22 protein-coding genes are annotated in these 23,143 nt (G+C 39.6%); 16 read left to right on the forward strand and 6 right to left on the reverse strand.

Features of this window, described 5'->3' with window-relative positions:
• Positions 1-241 precede the first annotated feature (241 nt).
• Entirely contained in the window at positions 242-721 is a 480-nt protein-coding gene (locus AVFI_RS14855) for a GNAT family N-acetyltransferase (RefSeq protein ID WP_017018925.1), read from the forward strand.
• Between the two features lie 60 nt (positions 722-781).
• Here the strand turns inward: AVFI_RS14855 and AVFI_RS14860 are convergent, their stop codons facing one another.
• Both AVFI_RS14860 and AVFI_RS14865 read right to left on the reverse strand, forming a co-directional pair.
• Positions 782-1,099 carry a HigA family addiction module antitoxin gene (locus AVFI_RS14860; protein WP_017018926.1) on the reverse strand — a complete coding sequence of 106 codons (318 nt, stop codon included), beginning with the start codon at positions 1,097-1,099 and terminating at the stop codon, positions 782-784.
• A gap of 10 nt (positions 1,100-1,109) precedes the next feature.
• Positions 1,110-1,397 carry a type II toxin-antitoxin system RelE/ParE family toxin gene (locus AVFI_RS14865; RefSeq protein WP_026029276.1) on the reverse strand — a complete coding sequence of 96 codons (288 nt, stop codon included), beginning with the start codon at positions 1,395-1,397 and terminating at the stop codon, positions 1,110-1,112.
• Between the two features lie 397 nt (positions 1,398-1,794).
• Between AVFI_RS14865 and AVFI_RS14870 the strand changes: the two genes are divergently transcribed.
• The 3 genes from AVFI_RS14870 (at position 1,795) to arsA (ending at position 4,535) form a co-directional block, all read left to right on the forward strand.
• Positions 1,795-2,133 carry a cytosolic protein gene (locus AVFI_RS14870; RefSeq protein WP_155661877.1) on the forward strand — a complete coding sequence of 113 codons (339 nt, stop codon included), beginning with the start codon at positions 1,795-1,797 and terminating at the stop codon, positions 2,131-2,133.
• A 281-nt stretch (positions 2,134-2,414) separates the two neighbouring features.
• Positions 2,415-2,777 (forward strand): arsenite efflux transporter metallochaperone ArsD, encoded by a 363-nt coding sequence (gene arsD / locus AVFI_RS14875; RefSeq protein ID WP_012535113.1) that lies wholly within the window; start codon positions 2,415-2,417, stop codon positions 2,775-2,777.
• Positions 2,778-2,786: 9 nt separating this feature from the next.
• Positions 2,787-4,535, forward strand: coding sequence for an arsenical pump-driving ATPase (gene arsA, locus AVFI_RS14880; RefSeq protein WP_347341245.1), 1,749 nt, complete (start codon positions 2,787-2,789; stop codon positions 4,533-4,535).
• 111 nt (positions 4,536-4,646) lie between these two features.
• Here the strand turns inward: arsA and AVFI_RS14885 are convergent, their stop codons facing one another.
• Positions 4,647-5,084: a PACE efflux transporter gene (locus AVFI_RS14885; RefSeq protein WP_054775208.1), complete on the reverse strand. Its 438-nt coding sequence runs from the start codon at positions 5,082-5,084 to the stop codon at positions 4,647-4,649.
• 142 nt (positions 5,085-5,226) lie between these two features.
• Between AVFI_RS14885 and AVFI_RS14890 the strand changes: the two genes are divergently transcribed.
• On the forward strand, positions 5,227-6,114 hold the full coding sequence (locus AVFI_RS14890; RefSeq protein WP_054775137.1) for a LysR family transcriptional regulator: 888 nt from the start codon (positions 5,227-5,229) through the stop codon (positions 6,112-6,114).
• Here AVFI_RS14890 and AVFI_RS14895 read toward each other — a convergent pair.
• From AVFI_RS14895 to AVFI_RS14905, 3 genes are read right to left on the reverse strand one after another with little or no spacing between them, the layout of a single operon-like run.
• Positions 6,111-6,359, reverse strand: coding sequence for a hypothetical protein (locus AVFI_RS14895; protein WP_047863368.1), 249 nt, complete (start codon positions 6,357-6,359; stop codon positions 6,111-6,113). The two genes, AVFI_RS14890 and AVFI_RS14895, sit on opposite strands and share 4 nt — an antisense overlap.
• A 32-nt stretch (positions 6,360-6,391) precedes the next feature.
• On the reverse strand, positions 6,392-6,667 hold the full coding sequence (locus AVFI_RS14900) for a hypothetical protein (RefSeq protein ID WP_155661873.1): 276 nt from the start codon (positions 6,665-6,667) through the stop codon (positions 6,392-6,394).
• Positions 6,668-6,698: 31 nt separating this feature from the next.
• Positions 6,699-6,977, reverse strand: a complete 279-nt coding sequence (locus tag AVFI_RS14905) for a RebB family R body protein (RefSeq protein WP_063660389.1) — start codon at positions 6,975-6,977, stop codon at positions 6,699-6,701.
• A 229-nt stretch (positions 6,978-7,206) separates the two neighbouring features.
• Between AVFI_RS14905 and AVFI_RS14910 the strand changes: the two genes are divergently transcribed.
• The 11 genes from AVFI_RS14910 to AVFI_RS14960 all read left to right on the forward strand — a co-directional run bounded on the left by AVFI_RS14910 (position 7,207) and on the right by AVFI_RS14960 (position 23,078).
• Positions 7,207-7,854: a hypothetical protein gene (locus AVFI_RS14910; protein ID WP_005423842.1), complete on the forward strand. Its 648-nt coding sequence runs from the start codon at positions 7,207-7,209 to the stop codon at positions 7,852-7,854.
• A 151-nt stretch (positions 7,855-8,005) separates the two neighbouring features.
• Positions 8,006-8,590 carry a structural protein P5 gene (locus tag AVFI_RS14915; protein ID WP_252653964.1) on the forward strand — a complete coding sequence of 195 codons (585 nt, stop codon included), beginning with the start codon at positions 8,006-8,008 and terminating at the stop codon, positions 8,588-8,590.
• Positions 8,591-8,675: 85 nt separating this feature from the next.
• The gene (locus tag AVFI_RS14920; protein ID WP_005423840.1) at positions 8,676-8,954 is read left to right on the forward strand and encodes a RebB family R body protein; all 279 of its coding nucleotides are present in this window, start codon (positions 8,676-8,678) and stop codon (positions 8,952-8,954) included.
• A gap of 35 nt (positions 8,955-8,989) precedes the next feature.
• Entirely contained in the window at positions 8,990-9,274 is a 285-nt protein-coding gene (locus tag AVFI_RS14925) for a RebB family R body protein (protein WP_005423839.1), read from the forward strand.
• A 32-nt stretch (positions 9,275-9,306) separates the two neighbouring features.
• The gene (locus AVFI_RS14930) at positions 9,307-9,585 is read left to right on the forward strand and encodes a RebB family R body protein (RefSeq protein ID WP_005423838.1); all 279 of its coding nucleotides are present in this window, start codon (positions 9,307-9,309) and stop codon (positions 9,583-9,585) included.
• Positions 9,586-9,623: 38 nt separating this feature from the next.
• Entirely contained in the window at positions 9,624-9,932 is a 309-nt protein-coding gene (locus AVFI_RS14935) for a RebB family R body protein (RefSeq protein WP_005423837.1), read from the forward strand.
• A 39-nt stretch (positions 9,933-9,971) separates the two neighbouring features.
• The gene (locus AVFI_RS14940) at positions 9,972-10,280 is read left to right on the forward strand and encodes a RebB family R body protein (protein WP_011263932.1); all 309 of its coding nucleotides are present in this window, start codon (positions 9,972-9,974) and stop codon (positions 10,278-10,280) included.
• Between the two features lie 31 nt (positions 10,281-10,311).
• Positions 10,312-10,590, forward strand: a complete 279-nt coding sequence (locus AVFI_RS14945; protein ID WP_005423832.1) for a RebB family R body protein — start codon at positions 10,312-10,314, stop codon at positions 10,588-10,590.
• A gap of 240 nt (positions 10,591-10,830) precedes the next feature.
• Complete coding sequence (locus AVFI_RS14950) at positions 10,831-11,562, forward strand: hypothetical protein (protein WP_005423831.1); 732 nt, start codon at positions 10,831-10,833, stop codon at positions 11,560-11,562.
• Positions 11,563-11,589: 27 nt separating this feature from the next.
• Positions 11,590-12,408 (forward strand): hypothetical protein, encoded by an 819-nt coding sequence (locus AVFI_RS14955; RefSeq protein ID WP_155661869.1) that lies wholly within the window; start codon positions 11,590-11,592, stop codon positions 12,406-12,408.
• Between the two features lie 398 nt (positions 12,409-12,806).
• Positions 12,807-23,078 carry a putative adhesin gene (locus AVFI_RS14960; protein WP_199414877.1) on the forward strand — a complete coding sequence of 3,424 codons (10,272 nt, stop codon included), beginning with the start codon at positions 12,807-12,809 and terminating at the stop codon, positions 23,076-23,078.
• Positions 23,079-23,143 lie beyond the last annotated feature (65 nt).

The following is a 23,143-nucleotide window of genomic DNA, read 5'->3' on the forward strand; positions in this document are numbered from 1 at the left end:
AAATGAGAAATATATGTAACCAGTTGTTTCTTAGGTTGATGAGTTGTATGTGATGGCTTACTGGTATATTGAACTGCAGTGAGTGAATATGTAGATAAATGTTCTTTTTCTTTGTTGTTTTTACCGTAAATGAATTTTTGCTGATATTGGGCTTTTAATAGTGAAGAGTAAAAGTAGAGTACTATCTTTATGATATTATTTTCGCGTTTCTAATTTGTTTTTGCATTAAAGAGAAGGTGCTATGAAGATAGTTAAAGTAGACAGCAGCAATCAGCATGTTTATATGAACTTAGCTCAAGCTTATGAGGCTGAGTTTTCAAAAATTATGCAGAAAAAGCCAGGTGATAATGGTGTATTCCCTTTAGATACCGAGCTTGGCGGAAAAGTAAGTGGCTACTTACTTTATGTTGATGGTGTACCTGCAGGGCACACAGCAATTGCAAATGAAGCGAATAAGCATTTTGAAGTGTGCGATTTTTATGTCGTACCATTCTTTAGAAAGAACCAAGTAGGTAAATCTTTTATCTCAACGTTATTTAAACAATTAGGTGGCTCGTGGGAGATGAAGCAAGTTGAAGGGGCTGATCACGCGGTTAAATTTTGGCGCGATGTCGTGGGTACTTACACTACTGAGAATAATATTAAACAAGGCTACCAAGAAGACACATTAGATGACCCGCAATGGGGCATAGTGACAAGACAGCGTTTTAGTCACGAGTAAGGTGTAGCCGAACTTAAGTAAGTGCCATAAGTTGAATATGGAGAATGTTAACTTATGGCGTTAATCTTGTGTTTGTTGTTCAAAATTAATATTTAGTGGTTTTACGAATTTAGCTTCGTCTTGATAGCGATTTCGAGTGTCCCACAAATCAACAGCATGCTGGATATTAAGCCAAAACTCAGGCGTGTTACCCAGTGCTGCAGCCAGTTTTATCGCAATAGGTGCCGTTAAGATCCCACCGTTAATTAGGTTGCTTACCGTATTTCTGTGAACACCCATAGCTTCAGCCAATGTTTTAGATGTAATTTTTAGTGGTTCAAGAAACTCGACTTTCAGCATCTCCCCAACGCTTATTGGGCGACGTTTAGTTTTACGCATATTGCTTACCTTAGTATTTATGAGGATCTAAATAGGTATCTTTAGCGACACCATTATCCCATCGAAAAATTAATCGATATTGTTTATTTACTCTGATAGAGCACCATTCGTTTAAGTTACCAGTTAAGTGCTCGAAACGATTTCCCGGAGGTACACGTAAATCAGATTCAGAGTGGGCGGCATCTAAGATTTCTAACTTTCTATATAGAGCATTTTCAATACTTTTAGGAATTAAACGATGTCGTTTGTCCTGTTCATAAAATTGTTCTAACCATTGTTCTTTAAATTTTAATGACATTTTCATTGCACAATACTATTGTGCACCTAATAAGTGAAAGAGTATCGCACAATTATGATGTGCACAAGTTTTGATGTAGATTTAAACAATGAATGAGTGCTCATTGTCTTTGATGGTATTAGATTAGTGGTTTATTTTAAGAAATGTGTGAAAAGGCATTGGATTGCGAGTGAGCTAAATAAATCATGTAAATATGTTTTTTGAAAGTAGAGTGCTTGCGCGAGGGAGTAGAGAATATAAGGAGTGATGCTGAAAATAAGTGATTGGTTTAGGAAATGAACAAAACGTGTTTCAAGTTGGCCTGATGAATGTCCGGAAATAATTTAGCCACTAAATCTCTACTCGATTATCCCTTAATAGTGATAAAATCTTCGTACCAGAATAACCGAGAAATCCTATGTTTATCCATCATGTTAACGACATCGACTGGCTGGTGATTACAGCTTTTGAAGAACTGAAAACTATGTTTATCGAAGAAGCCGGTGCGATTCCATCTTGCTTCTCTATCGCCAGCGAATTGAGCCTGATTGATCAAGCCAAGCGTACTTATGGGTATCTGCCTGTACTCAGTGGCGTAATTACTGATACTGGTACATTTCAAAGTCAGGATAACGAAGAAGATTTGCTCCCACAGCTTGCTTGCTTAGTTGAGGGGCGTGGTCGAGTATTTATCTATCATGGCGGCTTTGTGGCTTTTGTGGATGACGAGCAAACTTTTATTACTCGAATGGACTGAAAATGATTCAGCTCAGATACCGAGCAACTAAAAAATAAACAACCCGCCAATCTGCGGGTTGTTTACTATTGAGCTTTCTTACGTTGTTGTATTTTGGGGAGGGATGGTTACAAAATCAACATTTACTAGAAATCACTCCGTTATCGATTCAGTGGAGCATTTCGTTCAAGCAATAGTTTTCTGTTCATAATGATGAGGCCAATAACTAATAAAAGCTCTTGCAGATTATTCTAACAATGTGTATCGTAATTCGACGATTAACGATTGCTAAGGAAGTAAAAATGAAAACGATCAAAATATACGACCCTTCTATGTGTTGTTCTAGCGGTGTTTGCGGTACGGATCTAAACCAAAACCTCGTGACCTTTTCGGCTGACTTTAGCTACCTTAGAGATAATAAAGCTGAGATCCAACGCTTCAATTTAGCACAAGAGCCAATGGCATTTGTAGAAAGTGAAGCTGTAGCAGCCTTTCTTGAAGTTGTAGGTGAAGAGGGGTTGCCAATTACTCTTATTGGCGGTCACGTAGCGTTAACGCATCGCTATCCAACCCGTGAAGAGCTTGTTAAGTGGGCTGATATATCAATTCAAGAGCCTAAAGCTACTAAAACCACAAGCTGCTGCGCATCTACTGGATGCTGCTAAGGATAAATTATGATGAATTATCTTGAGAATGTTCCACCTTACTTGTTTTTTACAGGTAAAGGAGGTGTTGGTAAAACATCTCACGCATGTGCTTCGGCACTTGCGTTAGCTGAATCAGGGAAAAAAGTACTGATTGTAAGTACAGATCCAGCATCAAACGTCGGTCAAGTATTTGATACTGAAATAGGTGAATATATTACAGCAATCAATCACGTCGAGAATTTATTTGGTATGGAGATTGACCCGCAAGCTGCTGCCCAAAATTACCGTGAACGTATTGTTGGACCTATTCGAGGTAAGCTTCCAGATCTAATCGTAAAAAACATCGAAGAACAACTGTCTGGAGCGTGTACCACGGAAGTTGCCGCGTTTGATGAGTTCACAAGTCTATTAACTGACGAGTCTCTGCAAAGTGATTTTGATCATATTGTGTTTGATACGGCACCAACAGGTCATACGATTCGGCTGTTGCAATTACCAGGAGCATGGAATGAATTCCTAGAACATGGTCAGGGCGATGCTTCCTGTTTAGGTCCTTTAGCGGGTCTTGAAAAGCAACGAGTGAAATATGCCAATGCGATTGCAGTATTATCTGATGAGAGCAAAACACGCTTAATTCTTGTTGCTCGAGCACAATCAGCAACTATCAAAGAAGCGGCTAAAACGCATATTGAACTTTCGGATTTGGGCCTAAAAGGACAACATCTGGTATTAAATGGGTTATTCCCTGTAGCAGAAAGCAGTGATGATGAACTAGCATTGGCAATTATTGAGCGTGAACAAAAGATAATTGAGGATCTGCCATGGTCATTAGCAAAACTGCCCCTAACTCAAATACCACTTTTATCGAGCAATGTCGTTGGTTTAGATAGCTTACGGGCACTACTTGAAGCACAACCTATAGTGACGCGCTCAGTCAATTCAACCGCCATCAATGTCGATAAGTATGATTCTTTATCGGTGATGATTGATGAACTTGCGAAGCAGAAGCATGGTTTAATCATGCTCATGGGTAAAGGTGGAGTAGGTAAAACTACGATGGCGGCGGCAATTGCAAGTAAATTAGCAGAACAAGGTCTTGATGTTCACTTAACCACTTCAGATCCAGCAGCTCATTTACAATTCACATTGAACAGTGAAGACACAAAATTTACAGTGAGCAAAATTGATCCTGCAGCAGAGACTACCCGTTATCGAGAAGCTATTCTAAAAGAGAAAGGAGCGTCATTAGATGAAGATGGTCGTAAATTGCTTGAAGAAGATCTACGTTCGCCGTGTACTGAAGAGATAGCTGTATTTCAAGCATTTTCTGAAGTCATTAAGCAAGCAGATAAAAAATTCGTAATTATGGATACTGCGCCAACTGGTCATACTTTGTTATTGCTTGATGCAACGGGTGCATATCATAAAGAGATGACACGTCAGAATCAAAATGTAGCAACCCCTTTAGTAATGCTGCAAAACTCAGATGTGACCAAAGTGATCATCACGACGCTAGCGGAGCCTACGCCGGTACAAGAGGCATACGATCTTCAACAAGATCTTCAACGGGCGAACATTAATCCTTGGGGTTGGATCATCAATAATTCATTGGTACAAAGTGATATTAATGCACCTCTTTTAAAAGAACGAGCAGCAAGTCAGCAACCATTGATTGATAAAGTGATTAATGAATATAGTTCTCGAACTGCTGTGGTTGCGTTACAGAAAAAAGAACCTGTAGGCGTTTTAGCTCTGAATGCACTTTCTGACAGTTAAACTGAATTTAAAGTAATCTTGTAAATACATGGTTGATTTGTTCAACCATGTATTATCTTCCTTCTCTAGAGCGGATTGTTTACTATCTAGCTCTATATCATATCGAATCTATCACGCAGTGACCGATTTATCCCCCGTTATTCTTTTCACTAATATCGCTCGAACATTGTCGTATATAAGATTAAAAGCAAAGGCGTAGATGGTGATAAATATAGTTACGCCGATATCCATCACAAACGCTTCCCAGATGCCTACGTTTAATAAGTAAGCCATTACTGGCACAGTGACAAACAGCAAGCCTAACTCAAATAAGATAACGTGGAAAATACGTAATGACAGCGTGCGTTGTGTTTTTTCACCAGTGAAGAATTGATCAAAAATCCAGTTATAAATGAAATTCCAAATCATGGCGATAGTTGCAACGACTATCATGGTTCCTGATAGTGCCGTAACATCATGATCAGTAAAAATGGCTAATCCAATAATAGATAAGCTGACGGCTAATACTTCAAATAAAATGGCATGAAAAATGCGCTCATTAGTTTTCATCTTCATTGGTGTATTCTCAAAAAATGGGGCTGTTCTAAAATAAAGAAGCGCGATTATAAAGAGTGAGTAAAAGAGATAAAGTTAACAGCTATCACAAATCGTGATAGCTTAAGAGTGGATCTACTTACTTGAGCTAAATGTTATGTACAGTTTTGAGCAATTAAAAATTTTTGTCACCGTATGTGAGTGCGGTTCTTTCTCGGCTGCGGCTCGTCAATTAAAACGTGCTCAATCAGGCGTGAGTCAGGCCATTGCTAATTTAGAGATCTCGATTAACCAAGAGCTGTTTAATCGTGAGAAAAATACGCCAGTACTGACAGAGAAGGGTAAGGCTTTATTACCAATTGCTCAATCTATTTTGCACCAGCAGAAATACTTTGATCAAAAGGTTGAGTCGTTAGAAAAAGAGCATGAATATGAGTTGGTTATTGCGATTGATGAGAGCTTAATTAATGATGATTTATTGCAAATTTTAGCGACATTGGCGGATAAGTTTCCCGTTACCGATGTTGAAATTATAACGACCTCAACCTTTGATGTTGAAGATCTGGTTAGAAAGGGAAAAGCACAAGTAGGTATCGTCTATGCTGATGGCGAGCTTAAAGTTGATATGGATTTTTTCACCTTAGGACAAATACGTTTTCTTACTGTGGCTGCGCCAGATCATGAATTAGCGGCTTTACCAATGGTGAATGATGCGGCATTGAAAGGACATCGACAGTTAGTGCATCGAAGCTCGAAGGGAAAAGAACTGTGGTTCAGTTACGGGATCAGTTCAAAACTATGGTATGCCAACACGCATCAAGCCTTAATCGAGTTAGCGTGCCGTGGGGTGGGTTGGACTATCGTTCCAGAACATACAGTGACAAGTTTCATTGAGCAGAAAAAGTTAGTTGCGCTGCCGATTGCTCATGAGTTTCATGGTTGGTTAACGCCTATGGGTTGCTTGGTCTCTCGGCGTCACGCATTTGGCCCCGTATTAGAGGATCTATTGTCATCACTGCAAGAGTTAAGTAAGGCGGTTCATTAAAGGCTATTTAGTCTCACTCTTTTTAACGGATTAATATTTTGCCTTTCTAATTGTTCTATTTTGAATTTTATTTTTAAAAAAGACTCTTCACTATCAATTTTTTCTAGTAATGCCAATATATTATCCAAATCTGAGAGGCGAGGCTTCTCTAATGGTATTTTCTTTATCAGGGTCTTCTTGCTTACAATCTTGCCACTTTTTCGGCGAATCATTGTACGTTTATATGTGGAATTATTATTTTTCATTATTTATTACTTAAGTGAATTAATAGGAAGGTCTATTTAGAGGATTGTGAAGATTTTGCATTTGAATTTCTGCACTCTATAGATAAACGAATGATTTTTTCATAGTTTTGAATGGCATTTTTGATGAGCTTATTGGCTTCAGCTATTGTTGCCATACATTTTACTTTATCTCCGCCTTCTAATAATTTACTTAATGCTACCCCTGAGGCGGTATTACTTATATCAGTAACATTTCTAATATTGTCGGCAGCATCTTGAATAGCTATTGATGTAGCTTGGTCAATGTAATTATTGTATTCATTTCCCATTGCGTCATTTTCTATTCAAGATGCATATAAATTAAGAGCGTGAGAATAAGCTACTTAACCCTTTTTTCTTTTTTTGTTCTGGTGTGTCCGTATTTTCTTCATTGTTATTCTTTATTGATTTTGCTTGCGGAGTTGCGAGCAGTCGGGCACAAGTACTGCTAACAGAGGCCGCTGTTGTTACTTGAGATTGTTGCTGGTTTGCAACTAAGTTATGCATTGATAAGCCAATAGTTTCAGATAACGTTGTTTCAGTTATTGATGTTGGTTGATCTGAAAATTCTTGAAGTGTTGTATAGTCAGAGTTAGACATATATCTACCTTTATTTTATTGGATTTAGGCTTGTTATTATAATTTGGTAATTAGATTATGATTATTAAAAAATGATTAACTTTTAGTAATTATCACTTATTGTTATTTTTTATAATAGTTCGAACTTTAACTTTTTGTAATAACAAATTATTTAAAGCATCATTATTTACAATTATACCTGTTATTAATTTGTTCTAATGTAAAAAATATCTAATTAGGACTAATTATTATGAAAAACAAATTAACTTTAACATTAATGGAGTTGCAGGGTATACCCGCTGAAAAAGGGAATAATTTAACATTGGCTATTTTAACTCATTCAGATATTGATAGCTTTGATGCATTATTTAGAAATCTTAAGAATCGTTATTTTCCTAACGCGGAGATATATTTTTCAGTTTCTTCTGATGAAATTGATTTAAGAGGTTCGGATAGGAATACCTCTATAAAAAATGAATATCATAAAATAAAAGAATGCATAGACAATATGACAAAAGGCGTTGAGATTCTTGTTTGTGATAGAAATTTAGGTTTTGCTCAAGATTTTCCTGTATTTGATAATGCAGATGGATTAGACCTAACTAAAAAGGATAAATCACCTAGCTGGATTCTTATATCTGATGAGTCTTCTCTTGGGGATTTATACGATGAATGCCCTGAAAGTATTACCTTTAAAGTTGGTGGTGATAGTAATAATGTTCGAACTATTACTTATTGTAAAAAAGAAGAAAAGCCAATTCTTACCTCAATAGTTACAGCAGCACATTTGATTTATTCAAATGAAAGTGCTTACCGTGAACAACTACATGATCTTCCTCCAAGTAAAGAATATGCAGAATCAGAACTTAAGCATTTAGTTAATAGTTTACAATCTTAATTAAATTGAAATTGATTTTATATTTAAAGTTAATTTTTATTATTTATATATTGAAACCTGTTTAGATGTTTTATCTTATTTGTTGATTGTTTTTTCCTATTAAGAAATTTAATAACCATTAGAATGGGTATTAATTATTACGAATAGAGGTGTGATTATATTGAGTGAAGATAAATACGAAAAAGGTATATATTTTAGTTTGAATCACTTTTTAATGATTTTTTTTGTTTTTATTTTATGTGCATTTTTTTTGAAAGATTATTATTTATTTAAATGGGATGTGTTAGGGAGCAGAGATTTTACTGAAACCATAAATAAAGGAATGGAAAATAAAAAGGCGTTAAGTAGAGGTCTTAGAAATAATAATCCTTTAAATATTAGAAACTCTTTTTCTAATAAATGGCTTGGAGAGGTGAAAATCAGCCAAAAAAAAGACAGTGATTTTGAAGAATTTATTAATATTCGTTATGGATTTAGGGCAGCTTATAAAGTTTTAATGACCTATAGAACAGAATATAACATAAAAACAATTGACGGCATTATTAGAAGGTTTTCACCAACTAATGAAAATAATACAGAAGGAATAATTACTAAGTTATCTAATATGACAGGGATAGAAAAACATAAAGTAATTAGTGGTTATGATTATATTAATCTTATTCATAAAATGACAATTATTGAATCTGGATATAAATTTCCTATTTCATTAATTGAGAAAAGTATATTAATTAAATAATGTGGTTATATATAAAAATAGTTTTCATGACTTAATACATAGATGATTTTATTTATTAAGTTTAAATAAATCAGAGGTAAAAGTAATGTCAGATCAAACAGTATTAAAAGTAAATTCACAAATTACCGATTCAATCACACAAGTTAATACCAAAGTGCTTGGTGAAACTCCAGCAATGGCGATGGGCAACTTATTGATGTCCACATCACATGCGTTAAGTAACGCTGCACATAATGCGACGGCAGCTCAACAGCAAGGCCAGATGTCAATGCAAGCAGCGACTGTTTTAGGGCTGAACTCATTAATGAGTGTGGGCTCTTCAGTTATTGGTCGTTCTAGTGAAGAAGTTATTAAGAAAGGCTAATTAATTTTAATTACACATAAACCAGGAAAGAAACCATGGCAGAAACAAATACAGCAACATCCGCAGTTAATGCTCAGATTACAGATGCAGTAACACAAGTTAATACAAAAGTGGTTGGTGAAACACCAGCGATGGCGATGGGAAATCTATTGATGTCTACATCGCATGCATTAAGTAATACCGCTCACAATGCAACAGCTGCTCAGCAACAAGGACAAATCACGATGCAAGCAGCAACCGTACAAGGGGTTAATTCATTAATGAGCGTTAGTTCGGCTGTTATTGGTCGTTCTAGCGAAGAAGTCATTGAAAAAGGCTAATGGTCTTAATAACACAAAAGAGGAAATAAACTATGTCAGATACAGCAACATCAGCAGTTAATGCGCAAATTACAGACTCAGTAACACAAGTTAATACCAAAGTTGTGGGAGAAACCCCTGCGATGGCGATGGGTAACTTATTGATGTCTACATCTCATGCATTAAGTAATACAGCACACAATGCGACAGCAGCCCAACAACAAGGTCAGATCACAATGCAAGCAGCAACGGTTCAAGGTGTTAATTCGCTGATGAGTGTAGGCTCTGCTGTCATTGGCCGAGTGGGTGAAGAGATCATCGAGAAAGGTTAATCACCTTAATTAAACCATAAATAAAGAGGATACAAATTATGCCAGATACAAATACAGGCACAGGTTCAGACGCAAATGCTGCAACATCAGCAGTTAATTCACAAATCACTGATTCGGTAACACAAGTTAATACACAAGTTGTAGGAGAAACCCCTGCAATGGCGATGGGTAACTTGCAAATGTCGACATCTCATGCGCTAAGCAATACAGCGCATAACGCTACGTCTGCTCAGCAACAAGGTCAGATCACAATGCAAGCAGCAACGGTTCAAGGTGTTAATTCACTGATGAGTGTAGGCTCTGCTGTCATTGGTCGCGTGGGCGAAGAAATCATCGAAAAAGGTTAATCACCTTACTTAAATCATAAATAAAAAAGGATATAAATTATGCCAGATACAAATACAGGCGCAGATACAAACGCAAATGCAGCAACATCAGCGGTAAACGCACAAATTACAGATGCGGTGACACAAGTTAATACCAAAGTTGTGGGAGAAACTCCTGCAATGGCGATGGGTAACTTATTAATGTCAACATCACATGCGTTAAGCAATACAGCGCATAACGCTACGTCTGCTCAACAACAAGGTCAGATTATGATGCAAGCAGCAACGGTTCAAGGTGTTAATTCTCTCATGAGTGTTGGATCAGCTGTGATCGGTCGAGTGGGCGAAGAGATCATCGAAAAAGGTTAATAATTTAATTAAATATAAGAGGATATAAATTATGTCAGATACAGCAACATCAGCAGTTAATGCTCAGATTACAGATTCAGTAACACAAGTGAATACTAAAGTTGTGGGAGAAACCCCTGCAATGGCAATGGGTAACTTATTATTGTCAACATCGCATGCTCTAAGTAATACAGCACATAATGCGACGACAGCGCAGCAACAAGGTCAGATCACAATTCAGGCGGCATCAATTCAAGGAATTAATTCATTAATGAGTGTTGGTTCTGCTGTTATTGGTCGTTCGAGTGAAGAAGTGATTGAGAAAGGTTAATCATCTGATATTTGATAATAACGATTATTAAAAATTGAGTTGATTGCTAAACACCATTTAGCTTCAAAATAAAATATAGCCATTATATGAAAATATAATGGCTATATTATCTTAAAAATTAAAAGGATATAAGCGATGTATCTTAGATGGTTAGATTTGGTTATTTTATGTTGGGTTCTTATTTTAACAATTCATCATATATCAACGTTTAATGGGATAAATTAAGTTTAAATGAGGAGTATGGATATAAGAGAATTAATTATATACGATATTAAGAAAAGGTTATGGTTTTTATTAAATAGTGAAGTGTTGACTCCTGATAAAAAAAGTAACATGGATATAAGTCTTTCAGAAATTGAAAATGTTGATAACTTAGATATAGATACTCTTTTTTTATTAAGAAATAAATTAATAGAACTTACTCAAGGTTTTTCTACTGAACAGATATCATCTGAATATAATATGGCATTGATTGAGTCTAAAAAAATGCTGACTTTATTTTTGACACTCTTCTGGTTTTTACTTTTTTCTTTTCTGTTAGTGTCCGTTTGTTTCTATTATTTTGAATACATGCCAATAGAAAATAGTTTTATAAAGTTTATTTATCAACATTATAATGATGATGTTATTTTAAAGTCATTCATTAATTTATATTCAATTGCGTTGATGTCTGTGATCTTAAGGGTAGTTTTTCTACTTAGTGGTGACATTTTTGACCTGAATACAGCAATGCGTAAGAAAAATAGATTTATTATCTATTTTATAATATGGCCACCCATTGTTGTTGGTCTTTCAAAAATAACTAGCTCTCAACATTTATTAAATGTAAATGCTCCCGATTATTTTGTCTGTATCATATTTGGTTGGGGGGTAGAAACTTTTATAAAAATGACAGAAAGGATTATTTTTGTTTTTGAAATTAAAATATCTAAAAAGATTTCTAATCTTATTAAAGATGTTTCACAGAAATAATTTATACACAATATAAGATATATCAATATGAGTTATTCTAAAAGCCAAATGAAAAAAGAGTATGATGCGGAGTATCGAGCTAAAAGAAAGCGCCGTAAGTTTGAGTTAATTGAACTTCATCATTCAATTGTTGAAGCTGAAAACAAAAAAAGACCTAAGACTCCATTTAAATTTGAATTTCGTTCTCGTCGTCTGTTTCGCAGTGGTCGCTGGGAGGTATTACCTCCAGAATATGCTCGGATATTAAAGTCTTTTGAAGAATTTATTGATAATCCTAATCGTTTCCCTGCACTAAATGCTTGGGGAGGAGAAGGTATGAATAATATTCAATCTAGAAGATTGGTAGCTAATGTACTTGCCTGCATCATTGTAAATACGGATTTGATCGGCGGTAGGGTCGGGTTACCGACGGAAGCAGGCTTAAAAACAGTTAGTTATGATTTCTTACAAGAAGATTATGCTTTACGATTTGGTCGCTATATTTCGCCGAAATCGTTCGCAAAGGCTGTGTCATACTTAAAACGTGCCGGTTATTTATATAGTGAACGCATCAATGTATGCGTTGATATGAAAGAGGGTACGATTCGAAGTGCTCCTGCTTATAAACAATTTACTGAGCGTTTTTTCTCAGATCTAAAAGTTGTTCGTTACAATAATATTTGTTCTTTAATTGTAGCCTCTCGAAAACGCCAGGAGAAAAAAGGGTTATGTTTTTCTTGGATTACATTTAGAGCCATTTCATCAGGAATTCAAGAAGTCTTTAATGTTCAAAAATTAAATCAATTTGCAGAGACTGTGAAAATTGTTTTTGAGGCATACTATCCCCCATCTTCACCAGGTCCTTAGTGGCGTTCCTTATACTTTCACAATAGTGAAGTTCTTTACTGTCTATATATTCTATTTTTATTTTTCTACCCTAGTTCTCTTTATTCATTATAAATAACAAATTCCATAGAAAACAATGACTTTTATATTGTGTTTTTATTAACATAAAAGTAGTGCAAGAAAGTAGTCAAAAAGGTTAACCTTATATTAAGGGGGTATAAAATACAGCACTAAGAGTACTAATGTATTAAAGACTTTGTATATACATAAAATAAAAGAATGAATAATTAAGGACCTTTATGAAATAAATAGCTACATATGATTATTTTAGCTAGATATTACATCGTTTTGTACATTCGCATTAAAGAAGGAATAATTATCATAGATGTCTTATTAATATATTTTTAAGGTATCTTCCTATGGAAAAAAAAACGAAAGGCTCATTTCCTTATAACGTGTTAAACCACCCATCTATAACATCTACTCCGTTAGTTTTTGCTAGTCCAGGTTTGACATCGATTCAATATGCAATTGCACAATTATCATTAGATCATCATGAATCTGTTATGGATTTCGCTTTTGAATATCTTCAACATGCGAATTTATCTCAAGCCAAAGAGTTTCGTACTCGTGGTTATAATCGTTTCTTGCCTCAGTTTGATTTTTCTTTACGAGATGAACTTGAACAACATGTTCAGCGATTAGAAAGTGACATTGAGCTACATGGTATCAATATAAATTCGGATCAACTTCGTGATGTTCAAATCATTGCTGGCAAGTTGAGAAGTCAAATTGAATGTATCTCTCAAGTACAGGATCAAGAATCTACTCAAGAAAGGGTAGAAAAGTGGATTGAGGCCCATGTACCCAAAAAAATAGTTGGTGAAGCAAGACCATTAGAGCGAGCTTTAGGTGTTACTCGTCATGCTCAACCAGAAGAACATTATGGGAGTCGAAAAGTCGCTCAGTCATTGGTACGCCGTTTAGAAGGGGCTTTAAAAGCGATGAGCTTAGTTGCTCAAAGTTTAAGTGAGCTTGTGATTAACAGTAACTCTGAGCAATATGATATCCACATTGAGAGAGAGTTAATTAGGGAGATGGCGCATGATTATCATAGGATCGCACCAGTATCTCCTTCACCTGAAATGTGCTCACAGTTACATGAGAAAGTGAATACTTTTATTACAGATGAAAAACTGGATGAAAAAGCGGAAGTGGATTCTGAAGGTATGTATGAACAGGCTAAGGAAGCCTACTCTGCTCAGCTTTCTGAGGAGGAGCTCAGGACTGAAATTAATGCTATTACGGATCAATCACCAAAAGATGAACGTCGTCGTCTTTGGCTGCAAATTCGTGATGAAAGAGTGGCTTCCGCTCTTGAACAGAGACTCAGCTTTCAGAATAAGGCTTGTGATGACATTCAAAATGAAATCACTAAGCTGGATAAGAAATTAAATGGAGCTTCTCTTTCTTTAATTAAAAATATTCATCTTCAACCGTCTTCTTCATTACCTTTTAAAGGGGAAGCGTGTACCTATCTAGCAGTGACCGAAGGTTTACTTAGTAATGCATTAGCAATAATAAAAACAGATAAGTTAAAGACAGCAAACAGACTAAGTGAAGAGCTTAAAAATCTTAAACAGTACTTACCCAAAGAAAAAAATCAGACTTACTCAATGATGTCGATAGCAGCAATAGAAAAAAACGTTCAAGAGATCAAGTCAGGAGTTGTTAAAGCAACAAAGGCAGTTTTTGTTTCTGAGCCCGTAAAGGCCTTAAGGCAACAACTAACTAAGTTAGAGAAAAGCGTTAAAGACACCAACGATAAGGTTTTGTTGGTTGCCAATAAAGCTAAAGGAAAAGGACACGTTAGTTATCGAGTACTAGATGAAAAGTGCAAAGATAAAAAGACCAGTCAACTGATTAGCGATTCAATTGTTCGTAGTGTTTTGTGGCAATTACAACAATCTATGGCTGATTTACAACAAGCTGCTCAACCCTTGTTATCCAGTTCTAAGATGCTTGCTCAGATAAAGGCCCCTTTACCTGAGAACTTTGATCATGAGTTTAAATCGACTTCTTCTCCATCTCCTCTGATGGATATTCTTCTTCATAAGCGACACCTTGAATCACCTGAAATGAAAATGTGGACGAAGCAAAGTACGCTCAATGAAATTCTTGTCAAACATGTTGAACAGGTGAAAGCAGCAGTTAAAGCTCTTGAAACTAATGAACGATCTGATAGCCCTATCGACATACTTGCTGCGTTTAAGCTCTCTTTTTATAAGAAAGCGACAGATCTTAGTAATGAACTAATGTCGGCTTTAGATTTGAGTTTAGCAGAACAAGAGGAAATTAATAATCGTTGCCATGATTTATTGATGGAGGGAGATAAACCACTACTTGAGAGAATGGCTAAAACCCAGTTTGAAGTTATTGAACTATTGAATCAAGCTGTTGATCTTACGACCTCTTCGCCTTGTCATTTTTCTCAGGTTAAGGATTTTACAGAAAGAGCGATATTAAAATCATTACTAATGAAAGTGCGGTTGGCTGAACGTTCAGCACAAGAGACTGGACGTGATTTAGATGACACCTCAAGAGGAGCTCGTATTGCAAAACATTGGGCAATGATATTGGCGGAAAAAATCGAAGTGAGTCAAGCATTACCGTCTCCAGGTGAAGTATTGGTATTAATCAATCGATATGGTCTTAATGAAGAAACACATTCATCGGGTGACCCTAAAGGTGCATTAATGGCAACACGTTTATCGGCTGAGCTTGCAAGAGCACAAGCGGGCACTTTACTGCCAGTGATGACGCCGGAACGCTATGCTGAATATGAAAAAGATTTGGTTGAGTTTATGGTGGCATGGGGGCTGCGACGCTTTACTCGTGGGATGACAGAGCATGTGTTTGAATTAGCCCTAAGCATTCCAACGACGTTTATGTTTAATATTTTTAGTCCACTTTATCGCCTGCCTCTTGCCTCGTTAAGAATTCCCTACAAAGTGTATAAAACCAAATCATTAATCATGCCTGGAAGTGATAAGCCTTATAAAGCTATTGATATGATGGTTAAGAAACGTATGAAGCAGTTAGGTTTTAATATGGTCACTTCGCCTATGCCAACGGTGATGAAAACAGCGCTAGGAGGAGTTCTGGCTGGAGCTGGCTATGTGTATAACAAGCATGTAAGTGGTAAAGAACAGACTCTGGATGGCATATATGAGCAGGTGGTTAATGGGAAGCAAAGTCAGCAGTTGAGAATGGACGGCCTGGGTGCACTGGCGTTGCGCTCTGTGACCGCCTTAAGTAATTCAGGTTTTGAGGTATTATCCGATCATGTTCAGCGACAGGTGTTGACTCTATCGACACCGGTGGAGTATCAACAAGCGGATCTACTTGATAGGCTGCTGGATGATGAAGTGATGCCCGACATTGAGTGGGCCGTCGATGCTGTTGAGCAAAATGGAGAGAAAGGAACCCCTGTAGAGTATATTGATGCACAAGAGGTTTCCTCGAACTCATTAGATGAACCTTGGTCATTGGAAATGGAAGATGAAACATCGACGTCTCGTCGGGTTAGGCGCTCACTGGACGACGATGATACCCCTCGCGCTGCTGAACTTTATCGTCCCCAGCGTTTACTCCCGTACATTCAACAAAGAAATATCCCTATGCCTCGTCAGGGGTTAGAGGATTACCTTTATAATGGCAGCGTGAGAGAGCAAACGGAGAAGCAAGAAATAAACGATGCGTATCAGTTAAAAGGTTTGACGTCAGCGCAGCGCAGACAGGTGACGGATGTCGATGATTCTATATGCGAACCCTTCAACTCGACAGAGAGTGACCAACATAGAATGGACGCTTTTAAGTGGTTGTTGACTGAAAAGTGGGCAGGAAAAGGAGCAGATTTACCTCGTGGTCAGAATCATTGGGATTGGCGGAAAGTGAGACCTACACCTAGACGAGTGGAAGGCCAGATAATTAGGCCAACTCGTGTGGGGGGAGGGTTTATGGCCCATGATGGAAACCGTCTTCACAACGTTACTCACGCTAGGCCGCGAATCGTTCTTTTTGGTCTGGAATGGGCATATCAGGAGTATGACAAGCCTAGCACTGGGGAGCGTATTTATAAAATTGGCTTGCCGGACGGTTCTAAATTCGTACAAGTGGTGCCACAAAATGGCACCTTTAAGCTCGTCGTGGCTGATGATATTTGGGAATACAACCGTCAGAAAGCTCTTAAAGACCTCAATCTTGATGGGTATCCAGAGTCATTAAAAACGTTGATTAAGAGCGAAATGCGACACATCGAACGTGGAGCTAATCCGAGAGATTTTCGGGAGTATCAGTTAAGGCTGTATCGAATGTTGTCTCTGCTTTCCCAAGTCAATGCAGGCGCACCTCAATGGGATCTCTCCGTTTATGAAGGAGCTGGGGTGCCGGATGATATGCGAAATACAGTAAGAACAGCGGTTAAGCTTAAACAGGTTTTCGTGAATCTAGCGGGATCACATCCAAACATTCGTGAACAGTTGCGTTCAATTGAAGAACTCCCCAATTCTAACCTCACGCCAATACGGACTGAGTTGCACAAACTCGACATAAATCTGGATGATGAAATGGCACGTGTCACGTTGGATGCTGAGGGAGAACAAGAGTGTCAACGTTTAATGATGAACCCGAGGATAAGAGACGAAGTCCACCAATATTATCGTGCTTTTATTGATAAGGCCAAAAGCGACGTCTTTGCGCAGCTTGTACCGTATTTGGTGAACTCGGAAGAGAAGCTGAATGCTCTGAACTTAAGCCGCGAACAAAGAACACAGATAAGTGAGGAGATCTCGGAGTTCAACGCGAGCGTGGCCCGCTCACCTGAAGAAGCTTTCTCTATGTATAATCGTGCGACAAGAGAATGGAAGGGACAGCTGGAGCGCGTAGCGTTAGGGATTCATGGAAATCCTGTCGAACAAGTGGTTGCTGCATACAAAAGGAGAAAATTAGTACTATTTGTTGACTATCATTATTCGGGTATCGGTGGTGATCACTTTGAAGTTGGTTATCAATACTATTCGGATTTAGAAACGCACTTCTACCTCGATGATTTACCTACTCGCTCCCTAGTTTTTGATGAGCAGCTTGCCGATTTAAAAGCGCTATGGCCATCAGAAGTACTGAGAGACAGAGAAGACGTCAATCGAGTGCTCACAAAGCTGGCTGCCTACAACAACAAGCTGCAGAGCTCTGCTGCACCGCGTCGTGTGAAATTGGGAATGAATGTAGTGTGTTCATCATTGAGGTTTCATGCCAAGGTTATGGAGCATGCCCCTCATCTGCTGAGTGAGTCAGAGTATGAGCAAGTGATGGAAAACTTAAGAGTCTCTCTTGAACGCTGGAGACATGATCGCGACGTCAACGAAGATGACGTGAAAGCGATTGAACCATCGTTACAAGAGGTGGTGTTTCGACTATCCGGTGGGCTTTCATTAAATCGAACGTTTGAACTGCCTCGAAGCGGGATGAGCCATCGTACGTTGGCGACTTATTTCTCTTTACAGACCGGTTTTTCACAACCAAGCATTGCAAAATGGCTTGAGCGTTCGATTGTGTTAAAGACGCCAGATGGACAGGTTCAATTTCAACCATTACACGCTTATTTGCGTGCAGGGCACCCGTTGCAAGTTCTGCACTACAAAGGGTTACTTAACAACCCCGATGAGGAGCCTATATCCGATGATGTCATACGCAGGCTTGACGCATCTTTAGCTGATTATCGCTTCAATCTTGAGCGCAATTCAGGGAGATTGAGTGAGTACGACAAGGCGCTTTCTGGCTTTAATCAGCGCTTAAACGTGGCCTTGCCAGGTTATGTGAGTGTGTCCTTACCAAGAAATGGTCAGTCGCAAGAATTTGTTTTGATGCCGACTGCTTTGTTCTTATCTGGGGCGATTGACAATGCAAATGCGTATTGGCCACCCTCATTAGATACCGCCCAGATACGTTCGCTCGATGAGACGTATGATGAGGCGCTGGATCAAATGAAAATGCATCTTTTTGATGCCCATAAGCATGAAACAAAAGTACTAAAAGAAGAATATGGTGAAGAACTATTCCGTCAGGGGCTCCCCATCGACGGAACGCAGAGTTTGGTCTGTTTTCATGCGCTTTTATCGGGACGGTTACCCAACCACCTTGTTGAGCGAGTGCGCAAACCAGACAGTTTGAGCGCATTGCAATGGGAGGCCATCGTCTCTGGTCAGGCGTATCAGGACATTCTCAAAGCGGCAGATGAACTGGAAGCACTAGAAACACGGACCCGAGACCTACTTGCGAAAGGTGAGCAGGCACTAGAAACATTGCAAACGCCGGTGCAATTTATTGAAGGACTGTTTGCGCGTTATCACATCAACGCGAATGATACTTTTACCGTGACAGCCAGAAAAGTGGTGCCTGATTACATCAAACATAATAAAGAAGAACTGGCTGAGTTTAAGCGCAGATACCCAGATAAGAGCTTTGAGGTGAACTATCTCGATTATGTACGCGGAGTGGATGAAACCCATTTGGAAACAGATCGATGGGCAGGTCATACGTTGGATTTCGAGGTGCCGCAACCACTTCGCCGACTTGTTCTGGAGAACCGCAATATAGAGAGTGTTTATCAAACCTATCTCAATACGCAGTTTAATGATGAGGCAAGTCAAGGAGTTAATCTGATCTATCGGTTGATTGATAAGTCGCAGTTTTCGGATGTCGAGGCACTGAAAGACTACCTAAGTAACGCGATGGATTCGTTCTATTTAAATGAATATGAAGCGGTAGGGCTGCAGTGGTTAACGAGGGTGCAACAAATTTATGCGGTGGCTGATATTGCTTTACCCATTAATCCATTGGCGAACTTGGCGCTAGACCTTATTTTTGAGTATGGTTTTTCTAAATGGAAACAGGCGCTTGCGACAGAGGAGTTTGGAGACGCGTTTAATCAAGAGGCCAATATTAACTTAGTGTATTCGTTGGTCATTGGAGGGATGCGATTGAGTCCAAAAGCCCAAAAAGTCATTCATCGTTTGCGGGCGTCTTCAAGTATCGATACCAGCAGTATTAGCTCTGCGGGCAGCCAAGCGCTGCAATCGTTGAAAGGACAGGCTTCGGCCCTGTATCGACGTGTCTTCCCTGTGGACGAAGTCTTTCCGGAGCGAGTCGCTAAAATTAGACACAACAATTTAGACGATACTGATGTTGGAGGTGCAATAGATGATGTGGATACTGGCATGGTCTTTGACGATGTGGACGGTGGCGCCTTAGTTGATGATGTCACTTCTGATACCAGCGCTTTTACAACCACAGAGCGCCCTTTCCAGTTGATGGGCAAAGCTATGTTGGGTCGTAAAACGCGGCAAGGAAAGTTCAGTGTGTCCTGGAATAACGGGGAGACATGGCAAGCGGGCAATAAAGTCTCTCTATTTGCCTGGACGCTACAAAATGCCGGCGGCCGGGTAAGGTTAGCTCAGCGTTTAGATGATGTGAGCCATCGCAGGGTAGACGTACAAGATGTCTCACCTCACCAAATAGCCGGCGGCGGTTCAACTGACAATGCGGGGCCTTCCATAAGAGCGCTGGAAGGCGAAGGTCGACCGATGAATGGGGGAAATCCCCCTCTTCGACGTCCTTTGCTAGGAGAAGAGGTCTGGAAGGGCTCGTCACAAGTCTTACCGGGTAGTGACCAAGACTTTGTTTTGTATCTTGATGCTGGCGGACAGCCGGAAGCGTTTTTTGACACGCTCACCGAAGTAGCACCTCGTCTTTCGGCCAAACGTTTTTCTTATTTTGGCAAAACACTGGAAGGCAAAGTGGAATCGGGGGGCTTCTGGGTGAAGAGCAACGAAGTGGGCGCTCAATGGATACAAGGCAGTTGGTTACAACAAGCCACGTGGCGCTTTAAGTACCGTCAGGGCAAGGTGAGTGATGTTCAAGAACTGGATGAGAACATAAATAGAGCGAGTCGAAAAGACGCAATGTACAGCAGTATCTGTTACACCGCGGCCTTCAACGATGCTCAGCAGGCAGGCACGCTCTCGCCTCAAGCGGTGAGGTGGCTGCATAGAGACGTAGCGAAACCTGACGCAGCGAAAGAGATAATGAATTCGGCGCATTATAAGCAAGCGTTTGGCTTTAATAGTAAGACAGCTAAGCAGGCCTTAAACATGAGTGAGTTAACCCAATCGGGCTTTATTCATATCAATGAGTTTGTCGGAGAGGAAAGGCACTTTAGGCACGTCATTTATGTTCATGTTTCCACTGAAGGGACTTTTTTCTATCAAGTGAACAGTAGCCAGTTGCAAGTTAAGCTTGGGACTTGGAAGCCGTTAGGAAAACATGCATCAGTAAATCACTCCAAGCATCGAATGGATAGCGACACTGTGGCAGCATTTAATGATTACCTGACAACAGAGAATAAGGGCTATGTGTTTACTTCGATGGATGAGGTTCAGCGTCAATATATAGCGACGCAGACTCATATAGCGACGCAGACTCGCATTGGTGAGTTAGGGCAAGGGTTTGAAGTCACAGTGGGCGGAAGACGGGCGGAGTATATGGATATCTCCTCACCTGACGGAAAAGTGATTGGTCGCACGCCCTTGTCTAAAGAGTGGGGTGATACCGGAGAGGGTCCCGCGTTACTGAGCCAATATACTGACCAATTTAAAGGTAAGGCTGGCCAGCAAGCCATTTCTGTCATGGCAGATGAACAAGGCTTGTTCTACCACAAGGGAATGGAGGCTGTCAGCCCTAAGTGGATTAAGCACACGCCAGAGGAATTTGTTGAGTACATCAAAGAATACGGCGGTGTGGACTTAAGGGAGGGCTCGGGGCCTATTCATCTTTTGGCGTGTTATGCCAAAAGCAGTGGTGCTGCTCAGGCGTTAGCGGATACCACCGGGCGACCAGTTGTGGCGTATTCTAACCGTGAGGTGAGTTGGAGACCGGCCTCAACGATCGAATCGCCTTCGCTAGAGGTGTTGACACCAGCAGGACAGTTACGACGTTGGTTAACTAGGCAAAACTTTAAGCGCGCTTCTGCTCGGGTGTTCTCGCCGAGAAATTCAGAGGTCTTCGATGTGGCGAGCGGTGAGGGGGAATTGTCTTTAAGAAAGAATGACATCGCAGAGAGGCTGACAGAGCGTTCTCATAACGCTCAAGAGTTGGAGGTTATTGAGCATAGTCGCGGGCTAGTCGAGGACATAGTTCAAAAGTATCAGGCTAACCCACTAGAAAAATGTGAGCAATCAGCCAAAGAGCTCCACAGCTTTCTCAAAATGCAAGATGGCTATACCGAAGTGCGTTTTGGTAATATCGCGTTTTGGGAAGGGGCGTCTGGTATGGATGCAGATATGTTTACCAACCATTGGGTTGTCTTGGCCAATTATAATGGCGTGGAAGTGGTATTTGACCCCACCGCACACAAGTTTTCGACAAAATATGGCATTAACGAGCCGATACTCGAGACCCGTCATAACTGGACTTCGAGGTATCAGCAGGCATTAAATGAGAAGCGGGGCGTATTAGCCAAAATGGTAGAAGTTAGCCATGTTTCCGGTGCGCCATTCTCTTCGAGTGAACAGTTCTCAGGCTTTCGATATATTCAGAGTGCGAGAGTGCTTTCGAGTTCTCATTGGTATAGTCAATCTGATTATAATCTATATGCAAAATCGTTAAAGGGTAGTGTTAGACAAGCTTTTGTAACGAATGAGCCAAGTACCTCTTTTGTGCTAGGTACTGCGAATGGCCATATGGGGCCAGAGAAACCTAAGTTAGCCAAGTATGTCAATGATGCTGATGACGTCCGTTTTAAAGGAGACTATGAATCTTATCTGAGTGGACTGACCGATGATATAGTAGCGAGTGAGCGTCAGAAGCTTCCAAGTTTGTTAGACAAGCTGGCACGAAAACAAAAAAGCATGAGGGAGTACCGAGAATCTTCAGGCGCTCCGTCCATTGTTTTTCAACAATCTGAAAGACTTGCGCAGATAAATTTAACGCAATTGGAAGTTGAGTTTCCTCATTTAAAGCCAGTGAAGGAAGATGTTGGTGTTCATTTTATTTTGATAAAAGGAAATGGTGCATCGCCTGCTAAAAGATTGGTAATTTCTGCTCATGGGGATTTTGATCCTGGTATGTCTGGTGGTGTTATGGTTCCACAAGGGAAAAAAATAGTCTTTTTAGGAAAGCATGGAGATACGCTTTCAGAGGTGCCACCAGAAGGGAGTACACTAGGGTGGGATAAGCTTCTTAATGGACATTATAAACCCTATTCCACGGTTATTAGAGGTCAAGGTATTGATGACCATGGTAGAAACATCTCTACAGCTGACGCAACAGGGTTAGATGAAGTAAGGTCTCCGGAAAGAGTGAGAAAATATCGTATCAAGTATTTCGAGAAAACGTCCATGGGTGAATATGAAGCAGCGGTATGGCATAACCGGAAGTCTTCATCTGGTGCGCCACCAGCTGATGTTTTGACTGTCAGACAAGAAGCAGGCTGGCAGGACTTTAGTACAGTTCTCGAAAAAATGAAGCCAGGAGGGGATCTTGCACAATATGATGAAGTCGTGTTTTGTGCGTGTCGAGAGCCAAGAGGGGGAGGGGGGCGTGGGCCAGCATCTGATGTTGAGTTTGAGTTGTAAATAGTGAATTAACGCTTTATGCCAACGCAGATACCGCTAGTGAAAGCGGTATCTGCTTTCTATAC

The organism is Aliivibrio fischeri ATCC 7744 = JCM 18803 = DSM 507 (assembly GCF_023983475.1).
Classification (GTDB): Bacteria; Pseudomonadota; Gammaproteobacteria; order Enterobacterales; family Vibrionaceae; genus Aliivibrio; species Aliivibrio fischeri.